This window comes from Luteibacter jiangsuensis, assembly GCF_011742555.1.
Lineage (GTDB): Bacteria > Pseudomonadota > Gammaproteobacteria > Xanthomonadales > Rhodanobacteraceae > Luteibacter > Luteibacter jiangsuensis.
Genome location: NZ_JAAQQR010000006.1, coordinates 266,031 through 281,509, shown reverse-complemented (window position 1 = coordinate 281,509; position 15,479 = coordinate 266,031). Strand labels below are relative to the sequence as shown.

General features: G+C 65.1%; 13 protein-coding genes and 2 tRNA genes. 10 read left to right on the top strand and 5 right to left on the bottom strand.

The features are described 5' to 3' along the window. Positions 1-118: 118 nt before the first annotated feature. The 3 genes from HBF26_RS14735 to HBF26_RS14725 form a co-directional block, all read right to left on the bottom strand. Positions 119-400, bottom strand: coding sequence for a transglycosylase SLT domain-containing protein (locus HBF26_RS14735; protein WP_167128024.1), 282 nt, complete (start codon positions 398-400; stop codon positions 119-121). 319 nt (positions 401-719) lie between these two features. Then, positions 720-878 (bottom strand): hypothetical protein, encoded by a 159-nt coding sequence (locus HBF26_RS14730; protein WP_167128021.1) that lies wholly within the window; start codon positions 876-878, stop codon positions 720-722. A gap of 22 nt (positions 879-900) precedes the next feature. Continuing rightward, complete coding sequence (locus HBF26_RS14725; RefSeq protein ID WP_167128018.1) at positions 901-2,283, bottom strand: MFS transporter; 1,383 nt, start codon at positions 2,281-2,283, stop codon at positions 901-903. Between the two features lie 92 nt (positions 2,284-2,375). Here HBF26_RS14725 and soxR point away from each other — a divergent pair, with 92 nt between their 5' ends. The 10 genes from soxR (at position 2,376) to fabV (ending at position 13,245) form a co-directional block, all read left to right on the top strand. Next, a complete protein-coding gene (gene soxR, locus HBF26_RS14720) occupies positions 2,376-2,810 on the top strand; it encodes a redox-sensitive transcriptional activator SoxR (protein ID WP_167128015.1) in 435 nt (144 codons plus the stop codon). A 176-nt stretch (positions 2,811-2,986) separates the two neighbouring features. After that, on the top strand, positions 2,987-4,279 hold the full coding sequence (gene tig / locus HBF26_RS14715; RefSeq protein WP_167128012.1) for a trigger factor: 1,293 nt from the start codon (positions 2,987-2,989) through the stop codon (positions 4,277-4,279). A gap of 54 nt (positions 4,280-4,333) precedes the next feature. Then, positions 4,334-4,960, top strand: coding sequence for an ATP-dependent Clp endopeptidase proteolytic subunit ClpP (gene clpP / locus HBF26_RS14710; protein WP_414675145.1), 627 nt, complete (start codon positions 4,334-4,336; stop codon positions 4,958-4,960). Positions 4,961-5,063: 103 nt separating this feature from the next. Then, complete coding sequence (clpX, locus tag HBF26_RS14705) at positions 5,064-6,359, top strand: ATP-dependent Clp protease ATP-binding subunit ClpX (RefSeq protein WP_167023281.1); 1,296 nt, start codon at positions 5,064-5,066, stop codon at positions 6,357-6,359. Between the two features lie 169 nt (positions 6,360-6,528). After that, positions 6,529-9,036 carry an endopeptidase La gene (gene lon, locus HBF26_RS14700; protein WP_167128009.1) on the top strand — a complete coding sequence of 836 codons (2,508 nt, stop codon included), beginning with the start codon at positions 6,529-6,531 and terminating at the stop codon, positions 9,034-9,036. 335 nt (positions 9,037-9,371) lie between these two features. Then, positions 9,372-9,644: a non-specific DNA-binding protein Hbs gene (hbs, locus tag HBF26_RS14695; RefSeq protein WP_072321387.1), complete on the top strand. Its 273-nt coding sequence runs from the start codon at positions 9,372-9,374 to the stop codon at positions 9,642-9,644. 16 nt (positions 9,645-9,660) lie between these two features. Next, positions 9,661-9,735: transfer RNA gene (locus HBF26_RS14690), tRNA-Val, on the top strand. A 9-nt stretch (positions 9,736-9,744) separates the two neighbouring features. Then, a tRNA-Asp gene (locus HBF26_RS14685) sits at positions 9,745-9,821 on the top strand. Between the two features lie 85 nt (positions 9,822-9,906). Continuing rightward, on the top strand, positions 9,907-11,817 hold the full coding sequence (locus HBF26_RS14680) for a SurA N-terminal domain-containing protein (protein WP_167128006.1): 1,911 nt from the start codon (positions 9,907-9,909) through the stop codon (positions 11,815-11,817). Between the two features lie 222 nt (positions 11,818-12,039). After that, on the top strand, positions 12,040-13,245 hold the full coding sequence (gene fabV, locus HBF26_RS14675) for an enoyl-ACP reductase FabV (protein ID WP_167128003.1): 1,206 nt from the start codon (positions 12,040-12,042) through the stop codon (positions 13,243-13,245). A gap of 54 nt (positions 13,246-13,299) precedes the next feature. On the opposite strand, the gene HBF26_RS14670 is transcribed toward fabV, so the two are convergent. Continuing rightward, on the bottom strand, positions 13,300-14,568 hold the full coding sequence (locus HBF26_RS14670; RefSeq protein ID WP_167127999.1) for a transglycosylase SLT domain-containing protein: 1,269 nt from the start codon (positions 14,566-14,568) through the stop codon (positions 13,300-13,302). Beyond that, positions 14,565-15,332 (bottom strand): hydroxyacylglutathione hydrolase, encoded by a 768-nt coding sequence (gloB, locus tag HBF26_RS14665; protein WP_167127996.1) that lies wholly within the window; start codon positions 15,330-15,332, stop codon positions 14,565-14,567. Before gloB ends, HBF26_RS14670 begins: the two co-directional genes overlap by 4 nt. Positions 15,333-15,479: the final 147 nt, after the last annotated feature.

Genomic DNA, 15,479 nt, shown 5'->3' with positions numbered 1-15,479 from the left:
GTGGCCGCATCCCGCCGTCGCAATTCGCTGCTCACCACCGCGCACAACAGGACAACAACGCAGTAATCTTCAACCCCGGACTTTCACAGTGATCATTGGTACGGCTGGTGGGGGCAGGTCAATTCAACTTTTCGTGGCGCTCCTTCCACGACGCGGGCATGTACTGGAATAGTCCGCGAGCGTTTGATGCGGGATTCTGGAGTTTGTCCCCAAACGAACTTTCCTTGTATGCGATTGTGGCGATGAGCGCTATCGTTTCTTCCGGTGCACCCCGCGAGAAGCCATAGTCCACGATTTGACTGATGATGCTTTCCTGCGCGGCGCTGACACGCATCTGCAGGCTGTAGCGATGCCCGCCAGGGGATACGTATTTGTAAGCTCCCCGCTCGTATGCGCTCATCCGGACGGTTAAATTTGACCCCATGCCTGGAACGGGACCTGGGAGCCGGCTTCCCTGATGAGGAATATTGACGCCTTGAAACGGGTCGCGTGGTCTATTCGCGGTGACGACAACGGGTGGGAGTGTTACGGGTGGATTGGGTGCTCCACCGCCGCTGTTGTTTCCTAACTTTGGTCTGACCATACCTGTGCAGCTCCTAAGGTCCGGATGCGTCCGGAGCGGATCGCGCGATGCGTCGATCTCGTTTGACCTTAGTTACGCTGAAAGCTCGGTACTGCCGGTGCCGGCCAACAATCTGTGTGGCGATTCAGCTCTCTCGTTACAAAACGCTGAGCAGCTTGCAGAACCCAAGTGCTGCGAGGAATACGCCGCCCGTGGCCACAAATGGATACCAGCGTCCTTCCGCGCTGATCTTCATCGTCTCCGCCATCAGCGCATTGATGTTGCTACGGATTTTCTCTCGCTCATCGTTGGTCACGATTCCATTCCTTTGCAGCATTTCAAGGCGCCGCCCGGGCCTCGGTCCGACGAGCGACCACAGTACCCAAAACAGCAAGCGTCACGGTAATCGCAAAGTTAGCCGCAAACGCCGCGGTGTGCGAAAGATCCAGCAACGCAGCGAACAGTGAACCGCCGATGGCTAGCGTGGTGGCCACCATCAGCGCTTCGCAGAGTTGCAGCGCCGAACTGTTCGCGCCCTGTTCGTGCTCGGCGGACATCGACAGCGCCAACACGGCCAGCGTGCCGTAGAGCATGCCCATGCCGAGGCCCGTCAGCAGCCATCCCGCGACGGAAGCGGATACGGGCATCCATGCGAAGGTGCTCAACGATGCCACTACAACGCCGACCACCATCATGGCCGTGCCGCGACGGATCAGGGTCTGCCGCGACACTTTCGCGTAGTGACCCTGGTACCACGAGCCGGAAAACCAGCCGATGGCGCCGACGCTGATCCCGATGCCGGACCACATCGGCGAAAGGCCGTGTTCCCGCGCGAAGGCCAGAGGAAGGAAGGCTTCGGTGCCGAAGAATGCGGATGCGGCTACCCCGCGCAGCGCGATCACCGCGGGCAGGCCTCGGGCAGCGCGAAGTGTACCGGCGGGAAGAAGGCGCCGGCCGCACGTGAGCAGCAGCACCAGCGCGGGGGCGAGCATGGCGGCGGCAAGCCAGCCGTGTTCCTGGCCGGCGACGAAAAGAAGACAAACGCCCAGCGCCGCCCCGACGGCACGCGCCATCCTGCGTCGGGTGTCGATGCCTGCCTTCCCGGTCGGCTTGCCGAGCGAGCGCAAGGCGCCGCGCAGCGCCGCCGCGGCCGGGATCGCCAGCACCGGCATGCCAAGGAACACCCAGCGCCAGCCGACGTGCTCGACGATCGCGCCGCTCAGGGCTGGCCCGATCAGGGCCGGAACGACCCAGCCCGCCGAGAAGGCGGCGAATACCTTGGGCCTCAGGACATCCGGATAGAGCCGTCCGACGATCACATAGAGGGCCGGCGACAGGCAGCCTGCGCCGAGGCCCTGGACGAGACGGCCGACCAGCAGGGTGGGCATGTCGTGCGCGAAGCCGGCGATCAGCAGCCCGGCGACGAACCCGGTAAGGCCCGTCCACATGGCCGGTGCCGGGCCGTTCCGGTCGCTCCAGTGTCCGGAAAGGGTCATGCCGATCACGCTGGTGGCAAGCACGCCGCCGAAGGCCAGCGCGTAAGCCTTCAGGCCGTCGAGATCCCGGGCGACCGTCGGCATGGCCGTGGTGACGGCCAGCGCCTCGAAGGCGATCAGCGAAATGAGCGCCACCATGCCCACGGTGGCGGCGCGATAGGGTGGGGCGAGGATGCCCCGGGGCTCGGAGGCAAGGAGGGCTGCGTCGGACGTTCCCACGTTCATCGGGTTTCCTTGGGGGAGGGGGAGTCTCGCACGGTTGCATGGGGGAACTGCGCCGTGCAGGATGCAACCTCAACCATTGTTGAGGTCAAGCGATGCGGGAACTGAGCGTCGGCGAGGCGGCAAGACGATCGGGTGTCTCGGTGTCCGCCCTCCATTTCTATGAGCGCAAGGGCCTGATCAGGAGCCTGCGGACGGCGGGGAACCAGCGTCGCTATGCCGCCGACGTGCTGCGCCGGATCGCCGTGATCCGGGTTGCCCAGCGTGTGGGCGTGCCGCTGGAGGCGGTCCGGCAGGCCTTCGGGACACTTCCCGACGAAAGGACGCCCACCCGGGACGAATGGGCCGCGATGTCGGCCCGCTGGCACGACGAGTTGGACCGCCGCATCGCCCAACTGGTCAAGCTGAGGGATAGCCTCACCGACTGCATCGGCTGCGGCTGCCTTTCGCTGACGGCCTGCGCCCTGGCCAATCCCGGCGATCGGCTGGCCGGGGAAGGGGAGGGTCCGAGGCGTTGGGAGACCCCGTGAGGCAGGTTGCGGCGGCGTCGGGGCAAAACGTAGAATGGGCAGTCATTTGCGGGGTTTTTCGCCGTCGGGGGAAGGTCGTGGCGCCGGCCCGGCGTTCGCGGTGAATCCCATTGTTTCGGTTACGGCGGACGGATGTCCGCCATCGCGCCACGTCCGTGGTGGTTTCAGGAGAGGTCATGCAGGTTTCGGTTGAGAATGTCGGCAAGCTCGGGCGCAAGCTCACGGTGAAGTTCCCGGCAGAGCGTCTCGAGACGCAGGTCAGCGAGCGCATCGCGGAAATGGGCCGTACGGTTCGCCTGAAGGGCTTCCGTCCCGGCAAGGTGCCGACCAACGTGATCAAGCAGCGCTTCGGCGCCCAGGTCCGTGGCGAAGCCCTCTCCGACCTCATCGGCAGCACGCTGCGCGAGGCGTTCCAGCAAGAGAAGCTCCAGCCCATCGCCAACCCGTCGGTCGACACCACGGGCAATGCCGAGAACGGCGAAATCGCCTACACCGCCACCTTCGAGGTGATGCCGGAATTCCCGGCCATCGACGTCTCGACCATCGAGATCGCCCGTCCGAAGGCCGAGGTGAAGGACGCCGACATCGACAAGATGATCGAGACCCTGCGCACGCAGCGCCGCAGCTTCGACGAAGTCACCCGCGCCTCGAAGGAAGGCGACTTCGTGATGTTCGAATACGCCGCCGAAGCGGGCGACTACCGCTTCCCGGCCGAGGGCCTGGAGCGCGCCGGCAGCGTGCTGGGCTCGGGCACCCTGTTCAAGGCCCTCGACGAGGCCCTGACCGGCCGCAGCGCGGGCGAAGACCTGGTTCAGGACGTCGCCTTCCCGGAAGACTTCCGCAACCCCGACCTGGCCGGCAAGACCGCCAAGGTCACCTTCAAGATCGTGAAGGTGCAGGAGCCCAACCTGCCCGCGGTGGATGCCGACTTCGTGAAGATGTTCGGCGTGGCCGACGGCGATATCGACACCTTCCGCAAGGAAGTGCGCGCCAACCTCGAGCGCGAGCTGAAGGCCACCCTCATGGCCCGCCTGAAGTCGGAAGTGGCCGAGAAGCTGGCCGGCGCCCACCCGGACCTCGACGTGCCCGACCTGATGGCCAACGCCGAAGCCCGCAGCCTCGCCGCCGGCAACCTGCCGCGCGGCCAGGAGCCGAGCCCGGAAATGATCGCCGAGGCCCTGCCGTTCGCCCGCAAGCGCGTCATCGCCGCTCTCCTCATGGGCGAGATTGCCCGGAAGAACGAACTGCGCCTCGATCGCAAGCGCCTGAGCGACATGCTGGCCGCCATCGCCTCCACCTACGAGGAGCCGGAGAAGGTCATTGAACTGTACAACGGCGACCCCCAACTGATGTCGGGACTGCAGAACCGCGTCATGGAAGACCAGGTGGCCGAGTGGGTGGCGGACAACGCCAAGACCACCGACCAGGACCTGAGCTTCGACGAGGTGATGCGGCCGATCGGCGCCTGAGGGCGCTGATCGAAGCACTTACCGGGCCCCACACGAAGGAGAGACCGCATGTCCATGGCTCCGATCCAGAACCTCAACCTGGTGCCCATCGTCGTCGAGCAGACCTCGCGCGGCGAGCGTTCGTACGACATCTATTCGCGCCTCCTCAAGGAGCGCGTGATCTTCGCCGTCGGCCCCGTCGACGACTACATGGCCAACGTCATCGTGGCCCAGCTGCTGTTCCTTGAGTCGGAAAACCCGGACAAGGACATCAGCCTGTACATCAACAGCCCCGGTGGCTCCGTCACCGCGGGTATGGCGATCTACGACACGATGCAGTTCGTGAAGCCGGATGTCAGCACCATGTGCATCGGCCAGGCCGCCTCCATGGGCGCCCTGCTGCTGGCCGCCGGTGCGGCAGGCAAGCGTTACTCCCTGCCGCATTCCCGCATCATGATCCACCAGCCGTGGGCCGGCGGCATTTCCGGCCAGGCGACCGACATCGAGATCCACGCCCGTGAGATTCTCACGATGCGCGAGCGCCTGAACGCGATCCTCGCCCGCCACAGCGGCAAGACGGTGGAAGAGATCGCCCGCGATACCGAGCGCGACCGCTTCATGAGCGGGGCGGAAGCCCAGGCTTACGGGCTGATCGACTCGGTGCTCGACAAGCGTACGGTCGATACCGTCCGTTCAGCTTGATTGTACTTTTCGCTTGTGAAAACCGGCACTTCGCCCCTCCTTCCGGGGGCGGAGCGCTGTGCTATTCTCAAAGCGCACCTGGATTCTCAGTAGGGCCCAAAGCATGAGCGACGAGCGGCAGAGCCGTTCCAATGACGGCGGCAAGATTCTTTACTGCTCTTTCTGCGGCAAGAGCCAGCACGAGGTTCGCAAGCTGATCGCTGGCCCCAGCGTGTTCATCTGCGACGAATGCGTCGAGCTGTGCAACGACATCATCCGCGAGGAACTGGAAGAGAAGGCGGCCTCCGGCCGTACCCATCTCCCGAAGCCGCGCGAGATCATGGAAGCGCTCGACCAGTACGTGGTCGGCCAGACGCGCGCCAAGAAGGCGCTCTCGGTTGCCGTGTACAACCATTACAAGCGCATGGAATCGCGCCAGAAGAACGACGACGTCGAACTCGGCAAGTCGAACATCCTCCTGATCGGTCCGACCGGTTCGGGCAAGACGCTGCTGGCCGAAACGCTGGCGCGCCTGCTGAACGTGCCGTTTACGATCGCCGACGCCACCACGCTCACCGAAGCGGGCTACGTGGGCGAGGATGTCGAGAACATCATCCAGAAGCTCCTGCAGAAGTGCGACTACGACGTCGAAAAGGCGCAGAGCGGCATCGTCTACATCGATGAAATCGACAAGATCTCGCGCAAGAGCGAGAACCCGTCGATCACCCGCGACGTCTCCGGCGAAGGCGTGCAGCAGGCCCTGCTGAAGCTCATCGAAGGCACGCTTGCCTCGGTGCCGCCGCAGGGCGGCCGCAAGCATCCGCAGCAGGAGTTCCTGCAGGTCGACACGCGGAACATCCTCTTCATCTGCGGCGGCGCGTTCGCCGGGCTGGAGAAGGTGATCCAGCAGCGTTCGGAGACCACCGGCATCGGCTTCGGCGCCGAGGTCCGTTCGAAGGAGCGCACCGAGAACGTCGGCAAGATGCTCTCCGAAGTGGAACCGGCGGATCTCGTCCGTTTCGGTCTCATTCCGGAGTTCGTCGGCCGCCTGCCGGTCGTGGCCACGCTCGACGAGCTCGACGAAGCTGCCCTGGTGCAGATTCTCACCGAGCCGAAGAACGCCGTCACGAAGCAGTTCCGCAAGCTGTTCGACATGGAAGGCGCCGAGCTGGAGTTCCGGCCCGAGGCCCTGTCCGCCATCGCCCGTCGCGCGCTCAAGCGCAAGACCGGCGCACGCGGCCTGCGCACCATCCTCGAGCAGGTTCTGCTGGACACCATGTTCGAGCTGCCGTCGCTGGAGCACGTCAGCAAGGTGGTGGTGGACGACGCCGTCATCGACGGCCAAGCCGAGCCCTACCTCATCTATCGCGGCAACCTGCAGCAGCAGCGGATCGCGGGCGAGGGCGGCGACGCGGCCTGATCGTAAGTTCGCGGCAATACCGGCGGCCCCGGCGTCCCACGACGCCGGGGCCGTTTTTCTTTGCGTGACGCGGTCTTGATGGATCGTTCGCGCACCACCACTTGACGTGTATGGCGGCTCCGGCGCAGTGTCGAGCTGCGCCCACACATCTGAGGGAAACCCCAATCACATGGCGAAGATTCGCAGACAAACCACGAGTGGAGCCGAGCTGGACCTTCTGCCGGTCCTGCCCTTGCGCGACGTCGTCGTTTACCCGCACATGGTCATCCCGCTCTTCGTCGGGCGCGACAAATCCATGCGCGCGCTGGAACGGGCGATGGAAGGCGAACGGCAGATCCTGCTCGTGGCGCAGAAGAGCCCCGATATCGACGATCCGGCCATCGGCGACCTGCATTCCGTAGGCACCCTGGCGGGCGTGCTGCAGCTGCTGAAGCTTCCTGACGGCACCGTGAAGGTGCTGGTCGAGGGGCAGTCGCGCGTGCAGATCGACGCCTTCGAAGACGATGCCGGCATGATGAGCGGGCGCGCCCGCATCATCGAGCCCGTCTACAGCAACAACGAACGCGAGCTCGACGTCGTGTCGCGCTCGCTGGTGTCGCTGTTCGAGCAACTGGTAAAGCAGAGCCGCAAGCTGCCGCCGGAAATCCTTGCCACCCTCTCGGGCATCGACGACCCGTCGCGCCTGGCGGATTCCATCGCCGCGCACCTGTCCGTGCGCATGGCCGACAAGCAGCGCGTGCTCGAAACGGCCGATGTCGGCCAGCGCCTGGAGCTGCTCATCGGCCTCGTCGACGGCGAGATGGACCTCCAGCAGGTCGAGAAGCGCATCCGCGGCCGCGTGAAGTCGCAGATGGAAAAGAGCCAGCGCGAGTACTACCTCAACGAGCAGATGAAGGCCATCCAGAAGGAACTGGGTGAGGGCGAGGAGGGCGCGAACGAGATCGAGGAACTCCAGAAGAAGATCGATGGCGCCGGCATGCCGCCCGCCGTGCTCGCGAAGGCGCGCCAGGAATTCAACAAGCTGAAGCAGATGTCGCCGATGTCCGCGGAAGCCACCGTCGTGCGCAACTACCTGGACTGGGTGGTGGGCGTGCCGTGGAAGAAGCGCAGCAAGGTGCGCAAGGACCTCGCGCTGGCGCAGGAAACCCTCGACGCCGACCACTTCGGCCTCGAGAAGGTGAAGGAGCGCATCCTCGAATACCTCGCCGTGCAGCAGCGCGTGAATACGATGAAGGGCCCCATTCTGTGCCTCGTCGGTCCGCCCGGCGTGGGCAAGACCTCGCTCGGCCAGTCGATCGCGAAGGCGACGAACCGCAAGTTCGTGCGCATGAGCCTCGGCGGGGTGCGCGACGAAGCCGAGATTCGCGGCCACCGTCGCACGTACATCGGCTCGATGCCGGGCCGCATCGTGCAGAACCTCAACAAGGTCGGCACGAAGAATCCGCTGTTCGTCCTCGACGAGATCGACAAGATGTCGATGGACTTCCGTGGCGACCCGTCGTCGGCGCTGCTCGAAGTGCTCGATCCGGAGCAGAACAACGCATTCAACGACCACTACCTCGAGGTCGATCTCGATCTGTCGGAAGTGATGTGGATCGCCACCGCGAACTCGCTCAACATTCCGGGCCCGCTGCTCGACCGCATGGAAGTGATCCGCATCCCGGGTTACACCGAAGACGAGAAGCTCAACATCGCGCAGAAGTACCTCCTGCCCAAGCAGCTGAAGGCGAATGGCCTGAAGGCGGATGAACTGGAGGTGGGCGAGGACGCCTTGCGCGACATCGTGCGCTACTACACGCGCGAGTCCGGTGTGCGCAACCTCGAACGCGAGATCTCGAAGATCTGCCGCAAGGTGGTGAAGGAGCTGGCGCTCGGCACGGTGCCCGAAAAGGCCAAGGCCAAATCCGCCAAGGCCACGAAGGCCCCCAAGGGCAAGGTCGCGGCTCCGGGGCGCGTGCGCGTGGACGGCGAGAACCTCGACCATTACCTGGGCGTGCGCCGCTTCGACTTCGGTCGGGCGGAACAGCAGAACGAGGTGGGTCTGGTTACGGGCCTTGCCTGGACGCAGGTGGGCGGCGACCTCCTCAGCATCGAGGCCTCTGTGGTCCCCGGCAAGGGCCGCCTGGTCCACACGGGCCAGTTGGGCGACGTCATGAAGGAATCGATCCAGGCGGCGCTCAGCGTCGTCCGGGCGAGGGCGGCGGCGCTGGGTATCGAGCCGGACTTCCACGAGAAGCTCGACATCCACATCCACGTGCCCGAGGGTGCCACGCCGAAGGACGGTCCCAGCGCGGGTATCGCGATGTGCACGGCGCTCGTCTCGGCGCTTACCAAGGTGCCGGTGCGCTCCGAGGTCGCGATGACGGGCGAGATCACGCTGCGTGGCCGCGTGCTGCCGATCGGCGGACTCAAGGAGAAGCTGCTCGCGGCGCACCGCGGTGGCATCACCACGGTGATCATCCCCGATGAAAACAAGAAGGACCTGGTGGACATCCCGGATAACATCACCGACTCGCTCGATATCCATCCGGTGAAGTGGATCGACGAGGTGCTCGACCTCGCCCTCGAACGGCCCCTGGGCCTCAAGAAGACGGACGAGAGCGGCAACGCGGTGGAAGTGCCGCGTGCGCAGGGCAAGCGGGGCAAGGGAAAATCGTCGCCGTCGCTCACGCATTGATCCCTTCCATCGTTCCATGACGCGAACAAGGGCGCACTCCGGTGCGCCCTTTTCGTTTTCGTCGTCCTGTCATCGACACTTCGCGATAATCGTTTTTTGCCTTGCGCGCAACCCTCCCTGGACGATGCACATGTGCTGAAAGCCTTGGTATTGCTTGTATTGCGATGGTGGGGGGGCGCTGGTATAAAGGCCACACCGCCATCGCCGCGCCGCAACGGCGCCCTGGATCGCGGGGTTGCCGTATTCGTTGCCGAAAGGCAGCAATCGCAGCCTGACGTCTTCTCGTGAAGGATCGCCGTCCGGCGATTCGAATTACCTTTGAAGGGAGTTACGTAATGAATAAATCCGAGCTTATCGACGCCATCGCCGAAAAGGCCGAACTGTCGAAGGCCGATGCCGGCCGCGCGCTGCAGGGCCTCATCGAAGCCGTCAAGGACGCCCTGAAGAAGGGTGACGATGTCGCCGTCGTGGGCTTCGGCACCTTCAAGGTGCGCAGCCGCGCTGCCCGTACCGGCCGCAACCCGCGCACGAACGAAGAGATCAAGATCCCGGCCTCGAAGGTCCCGGCCTTCACGGCTGGCAAGGCGCTCAAGGATCACGTAAACTAAACGGTCTTACCGTCGAGGGTGCTTAGCTCAGCGGTAGAGCGTCGCCTTTACACGGCGCTGGTCGGGGGTTCGATCCCCTCAGCACCCACCAGACGGAAGTGGAGTGGTAGTTCAGTCGGTTAGAATGCTGGCCTGTCACGCCGGAGGTCGCGGGTTCGAGTCCCGTCCACTCCGCCATTGGTCCGCAAAGGCGCCCGCGTGGCGCCTTTGTTTTATCTACCGCCGGCAAGGGTTTGCCGGCGCAACCTTCGCGAGTCGCATCATGCTGCAAGCCCTGCGTAACAAGATCCATGGCTGGCCCGCCGCCATCGTCCTCGGCGTCTCGGTTTTCGCCGTCGCGTTCTTCGGCATCGAGTCGTACTTCGTCTCGCACGTGGACACGTACGTCGCGAAAGTCGGCGAGCACGAGATCTCGCAGCAGGATTGGCAGCAGCGCCTCAACGAACTGCGTCAGCAGGCCGCGCAGGACCCGAACTCGCCGTTCACGGCGGCCGACCTCGAGAAACCGGAGCTCAAGCAGCGCGTGCTTGACGGCATGATCAGCCAGGCCCTGTTGCAGCAGGCCAACACCGACCTCGGCCTCACCGTGTCCGACGCCAGCGTTCGTGCGGCGATCGGCAGCGATCCGGGCTTCCAGGTCAACGGCCAGTTCAGTCCCGAAACGTATCGCGCCGTGCTCGCCATGCAGGGCATGAGCCCGGGCATGTACGAAGCGCGCGTCCGCAGCTCGTTGGCCACGCAGCTCATTCCGCAGGCCATTTCGAGCACCACCCTCGTCAGCGACGCCGACGTCGACGGCTTCTTCCGCCTGCGCATGCAGCAGCGCGACCTGCGTTTCGTCGAGCTGCCGCGCCCTTCGCTCACCGACGCCAACGTGCCGGATGCCGAGATCGAGGCGTTCTACAAGTCGCACATCGCCGACTACACCACGCCGGAACAGGTGTCGGTGCAGTACCTCGAAGTGAAGCAGGCCGACCTCAAGGTGGGCGAACCCACCGACGAGCAGCTCCACGCGTACTACGACAAGTTCAAGCAGCGTTACGCCCAGCCGGAGCAGCGCGAGGCGTCGCACATCCTCGTGAACGTGCCCAAGAACGCCACGCCCGAGCAGCAGAAGGCCGCGCTGGAGAAAGCGAAGAAGATCGCCGCGGAAGCCACGCCGGAGAACTTCGCCAAGCTTGCTGCAGAGAACTCCGATGACCTGGGTTCCAAGCGGACGGGTGGCGATCTCGGCTGGCTGGAGAAGGGCGTTGCCAACGCTGCTTTCGACACCGCGCTCTTCGGCATGAAGAAGGGCGAGATCACCAAGGAACCCGTGCTGTCGCCGGAAGAGGGCTACCACATCATCTGGCTGCGCGACGCGCGCGACGGCGATGCCAAGCCGTTCGCCGAGGTGCGCGGTCAGCTTGCCGAGGATTGGGCGAAGAATGAAGGCGAGCGCCTGTACAACGAGCGTGCGGGCCAGCTCGCCGATCTGGCGGAGCGCAACCCGGGTTCGCTTGAGCCCGCCGCCAAGGAACTGGGCCTGGACATCAAGACGTCGCCGCTGTTCGGCCGCGACGGGGGGCAGGGTATCCCGGCCGATCCGAAGTTCGTGCAGGCGGCGTTCGCGGACGACGTGCTGAATCAGGGCAACAACTCCTCCCTGGTGCAGGTCGGCAAGGGCGACGCGTTGGTCATGCACCTCGCCAAGCACAATCCGGCGGCACCGAAGGCACTTGCCGAGGTCACTGACGCGATTCGTCAGCGCATCCTCGACGAGCGCGTCGACACGCTCGCGAAGCAGAACGCCGACAAGATCGCCGGCGAACTCGCCAAGGGCGGCGACGTGGCGGCCCTCGCGAAGGCGCCAGTGCGCACGCTCTCCGGCGTCGATCGCAGCAAGCTCGGCAGCCTCACCGATGTGCCCCGGGCCATCCTGCAGCAGGCGTTCACGCTTCCGCACCCGGTCGACGGCAAGCCGAGCTGGACCACCGTGAAGACGGACAACGGCGCCTACGCTCTCGTGGCCGTGGACAAGGTGATCGACGGCGATCCCTCGAAGGTGGAGAAGGCGCAGCGCGACGCCCTGCGCGGCCAGATGATGGACGCCATGGCTCAGGCGGCCACGATGGAATACATCGAGGCCCTGAAGGCCAAGGGCGAGATCAAGATCGCTCAGGACCGCATGTAAGCTCTTCCGGCGGTTTTCGGTAACAACAAGAACCCCTCTCCGGAGGGGTTTTTTGCGTTTGTGGGAGCCGGCTCCGCCGGCGATCCCGCGGCAGCGGGCACGGTCGCCGCAAGCACCCATCGCCGCTGAAGCGGCTTCCACAGGGGCTCGTGGTCCGTGCGGAAGCGCATGGACGGCCGGGCCGATTACAATGCGCGTCTCACTGCGTCAAAGGGACACCCCGTGATCATCCAGCCCAAGGTCCGTGGCTTCATCTGCACCACCGCTCATCCGGTGGGCTGCGCGAAGAACGTCGAAGAACAGATCGCCATCACGAAGGCCAGCGGTGCCTTCGCCGACGGCCCGAAGAACGTGCTGGTCATCGGCGCATCCACCGGCTACGGCCTCGCTTCGCGCATCACGGCCGCCTTCGGCCATGGCGCGGCCACCCTCGGCGTGTTCTTCGAGAAGCCGTCGAGCGAGGCGAAGACAGGCACGGCCGGCTGGTACAACTCGGCCGCGTTCGACCGCCTGGCGCGGGAGACCGGCCTCTTCAGCCGCTCGATCAACGGCGACGCCTTCGCCGACGAAACCCGCGCCCGCGCGATCGACATCATCCGTAACGAGATGGGCGGCAAGGTGGACCTGGTGGTCTATTCGCTGGCCTCGCCCGTGCGCAAGCTGCCGAAGACCGGCGAAGTCGTTCGGTCCGCGCTGAAGACCATCGGCGAAACGTTCACCGCCTCGTCCGTCGACACGAACAAGGACGCCGTGGTGCAGGCCTCGGTGGAGCCGGCCACGGAGCAGGAAATCAAGGACACCGTCACCGTCATGGGTGGCGAAGACTGGGCACTGTGGATGGATGCGCTCAGCGAAGCGGGCGTGCTGGCGGACAACGCCACCACCATCGCGTATAGCTATGTCGGTACCGAGATCACCTGGCCCATCTACTGGCACGGCACGCTGGGGCAGGCCAAGCAGCACCTGGACCGCACCGCGAAGGAACTTCGCGAGCGCTATGCCGCCAAGGGGCTGCGTTCCTACGTGGGCGTGATGAAGTCCGTGGTGACCCAGGCCAGCTCCGCCATTCCGGTGATTCCGCTTTACGTCTCCATGGTGTTCAAGATCATGAAGGCGAAGGGCATCCACGAAGGCACCATCGAGCAGATCAACCGGCTTTTCCACGACCGCCTGTACCGTGCGGACGGCAAGGCACCGGACACCGATGCGGAAGGACGCGTGCGCCTCGACGACTGGGAACTGCGCGACGACGTGCAGGGCGAGTGCAAGGAGCTCTGGCCCACCGTCACCACGGAAAACCTCTGGCAGGTCACCGACTACGCCGGCTACAAGCACGACTTCATCAAGCTGTTCGGGTTCGAGGCGAAGGGTGTCGATTACGACGCCGACGTGAATCCGGACGTGCAGTGGGACGTAGTGCAGCTTTAAGCGACGGACTCACCATGCCGTGCCGCACGCACTTGCGGCACGGCCGTCAGACGATCAGCGCGAGGCCGAGAGTTTCAACACCTGGCCCGGCTTCACTGCCTGGGTCTGCAGGTCGTTCCACTTCATCAACTGTTCCACGCTCACCTGGTGACGGCGCGCGATCGACCAGAGCGATTCGCCGCTGTTGACCTTGTGGAACACGATCTGCGGTTCGTCGCGGCCCGCGGCTTTCTTCGTGGGCTTCTTCGCCGTTCTGGCGACGGTGTCCCTGGCTTTGGTCTTGCCGTGCGCCGCCGTAGCGGCCGGCAGCGATGCGACCGCTTCGTCCGCCACTTCGGCAACGGCGTCGGGCGTGTCCGCCAATGCGACCGGGCCGAGCTTGTACTGGTCCGCCGCCGACTTCGGCAACAGCAGGCTGGAACTGACGGTGCCCTTGTTCGAGCGATAGGCCGGATTGAAGTCGCGAAGGTCGTCCATGGACAGGCCGGACTGCTTCGCCGCCTGCGCGAGCGACTGCGGGCTCGATACCTGCACCACCTGCAAGGCGTTCTCCGAATCGCGCTTGGGCAGCGACACGTTGAAGCGCGCCGGGTCGCGCACGATACACGCGATGGCCATGAGCTTCACCAGGTGTTCCTTCGTGCCGGCCTTCATCGGCACGTCCGGAAGGCCGTCGTCGTTCGTGGGGCCGCCGTGCTTGTCGAGCTTCTTCTTCAGCCCGAACTCGCCCGCGTTGTACGCGACGTCGACCAGGCGCCAGTCGCCCAGGTCGTCGTAGTAGCGGCGCATCATGTTCATGACCGATTCGGTGGACTTGGTGATGTCCAGCCGTTCGTCATAGTTCTTCTCCACGCGCAGCCCGAGCGTGCGCGCCGTCTGCGGCATGATCTGCCACATGCCCGCCGGCCGGTTCTTCTTGCCCGGCACGTGGCGATACTGGCTTTCCACCCAGGGCAGCAGCGCGAATTCGCCGGCCACGCCATGTTTCACCGCCGACTTGTGCGCGTACGCGATCAGCGGAAGCACTTCGTTCACGTTCTGCTCGAAGCGATTCGGCTGCTTCGTGTACGTGCGCGCCCAGGCGAGCACCTGGGGATCGGCTTCGCAGCCGGGAAGCGCGAACGTCTCGCGCATGTCCGACCAGAAGTCGGCCGGCTGTGCCGGACGCAATAGTTGCGGCGCCACGGCCACGTCTTCCACCGGTGCCACCGGCGCAACCGTCGGGGCAGGCTGCTTTGGCACCGGCTTGGGTACGCCACCCGCGCAGGCGGTCAGGAACAGGGGAATCAGGGCAGGCAGGAGGCGGCGGTGAAGTGCGTTCATGCGGTAAACGTGTCCTTGGCTTGCCGCAGGGCGGCGAAGCGCTCCACTCGTGAGGCGTGGTGGTTGCCCTGGGCCCCGACCCAGCGCGCAACGGCATCGCTGTCCACGCGCAGGAAGGGGTTGCTTGCGTATTCGTCGGCAAGGCGGGAGGGCACGCTGGGCTGGCCCTCCGCGCGAAGACGCGCTACCTCGTCCGAGCGGCGGCGCAGGTCCGGGTTGTCCGGATCGACGCTCAGCGCGAAACGGATGTTCGCCGCGGTGTATTCGTGCGCGCAGCAGACCAGGGTGTCGGCCGGTAGGTCGGCGAAGCGGTCGAGCGAGGCCAGCATCTGCTCGGGCGTGCCTTCGAAGAGGCGGCCGCAACCGACACTGAAAAGCGTGTCGCCGCAGAACAGGAAGCCTTCGCCCGCGTAGGCAATGTGCGTGCGGGTGTGGCCCGGCACGCCGATGACCTTGAACGAGGCCCTCGGCGCATCCAGCGTGACCGTGTCGCCGTCGTCGACGATCTGGGTCTTGTAGGGAATGCGCGTGTCGAGCGGTGCGATCACTTCGACGTCGTGCTCGCGCACGAGGTCGAACACGCCGCCGATGTGGTCGTTGTGGTGGTGCGTCAGGAGGATGGCCGTCAGTCGCCAGCCGCGCTTGGCCAGCGCGGCTTCGACGGGGGCGGCTTCACCGGGATCCACGACGAAGGCATTGCCTTCGTCGTCGGCGACCAGCCAGATGTAGTTGTCGCTCAAGGCCGCGACGGGGACCCAATGCATCGGGCTGACTCCGTGACGTCGATAGGGCGCGAACACCCAAGGAATGGCCGCCGGGAAGATGCAAACCGGGCGGGGCGGCCGGACTATATCAGCCGGGTATATCTCACTCGTTAGGATCTCATTAACCGCTTCCGGGCCCTCGGACCC

What these genes read in the sequence shown, in the direction of transcription:
- HBF26_RS14735 (WP_167128024.1), bottom strand. Translation starts at nt 400, where the DNA reads ATGAGCGCATACGAGCGGGGAGCTTACAAATACGTATCCCCTGGCGGG.
- HBF26_RS14725 (WP_167128018.1), bottom strand. Translation starts at nt 2,283, where the DNA reads ATGAACGTGGGAACGTCCGACGCAGCCCTCCTTGCCTCCGAGCCCCGG.
- soxR (WP_167128015.1), top strand. Translation starts at nt 2,376, where the DNA reads ATGCGGGAACTGAGCGTCGGCGAGGCGGCAAGACGATCGGGTGTCTCG.
- tig (WP_167128012.1), top strand. Translation starts at nt 2,987, where the DNA reads ATGCAGGTTTCGGTTGAGAATGTCGGCAAGCTCGGGCGCAAGCTCACG.
- clpP (WP_414675145.1), top strand. Translation starts at nt 4,334, where the DNA reads ATGGCTCCGATCCAGAACCTCAACCTGGTGCCCATCGTCGTCGAGCAG.
- clpX (WP_167023281.1), top strand. Translation starts at nt 5,064, where the DNA reads ATGAGCGACGAGCGGCAGAGCCGTTCCAATGACGGCGGCAAGATTCTT.
- lon (WP_167128009.1), top strand. Translation starts at nt 6,529, where the DNA reads ATGGCGAAGATTCGCAGACAAACCACGAGTGGAGCCGAGCTGGACCTT.
- hbs (WP_072321387.1), top strand. Translation starts at nt 9,372, where the DNA reads ATGAATAAATCCGAGCTTATCGACGCCATCGCCGAAAAGGCCGAACTG.
- HBF26_RS14680 (WP_167128006.1), top strand. Translation starts at nt 9,907, where the DNA reads ATGCTGCAAGCCCTGCGTAACAAGATCCATGGCTGGCCCGCCGCCATC.
- HBF26_RS14670 (WP_167127999.1), bottom strand. Translation starts at nt 14,568, where the DNA reads ATGAACGCACTTCACCGCCGCCTCCTGCCTGCCCTGATTCCCCTGTTC.
- gloB (WP_167127996.1), bottom strand. Translation starts at nt 15,332, where the DNA reads ATGCATTGGGTCCCCGTCGCGGCCTTGAGCGACAACTACATCTGGCTG.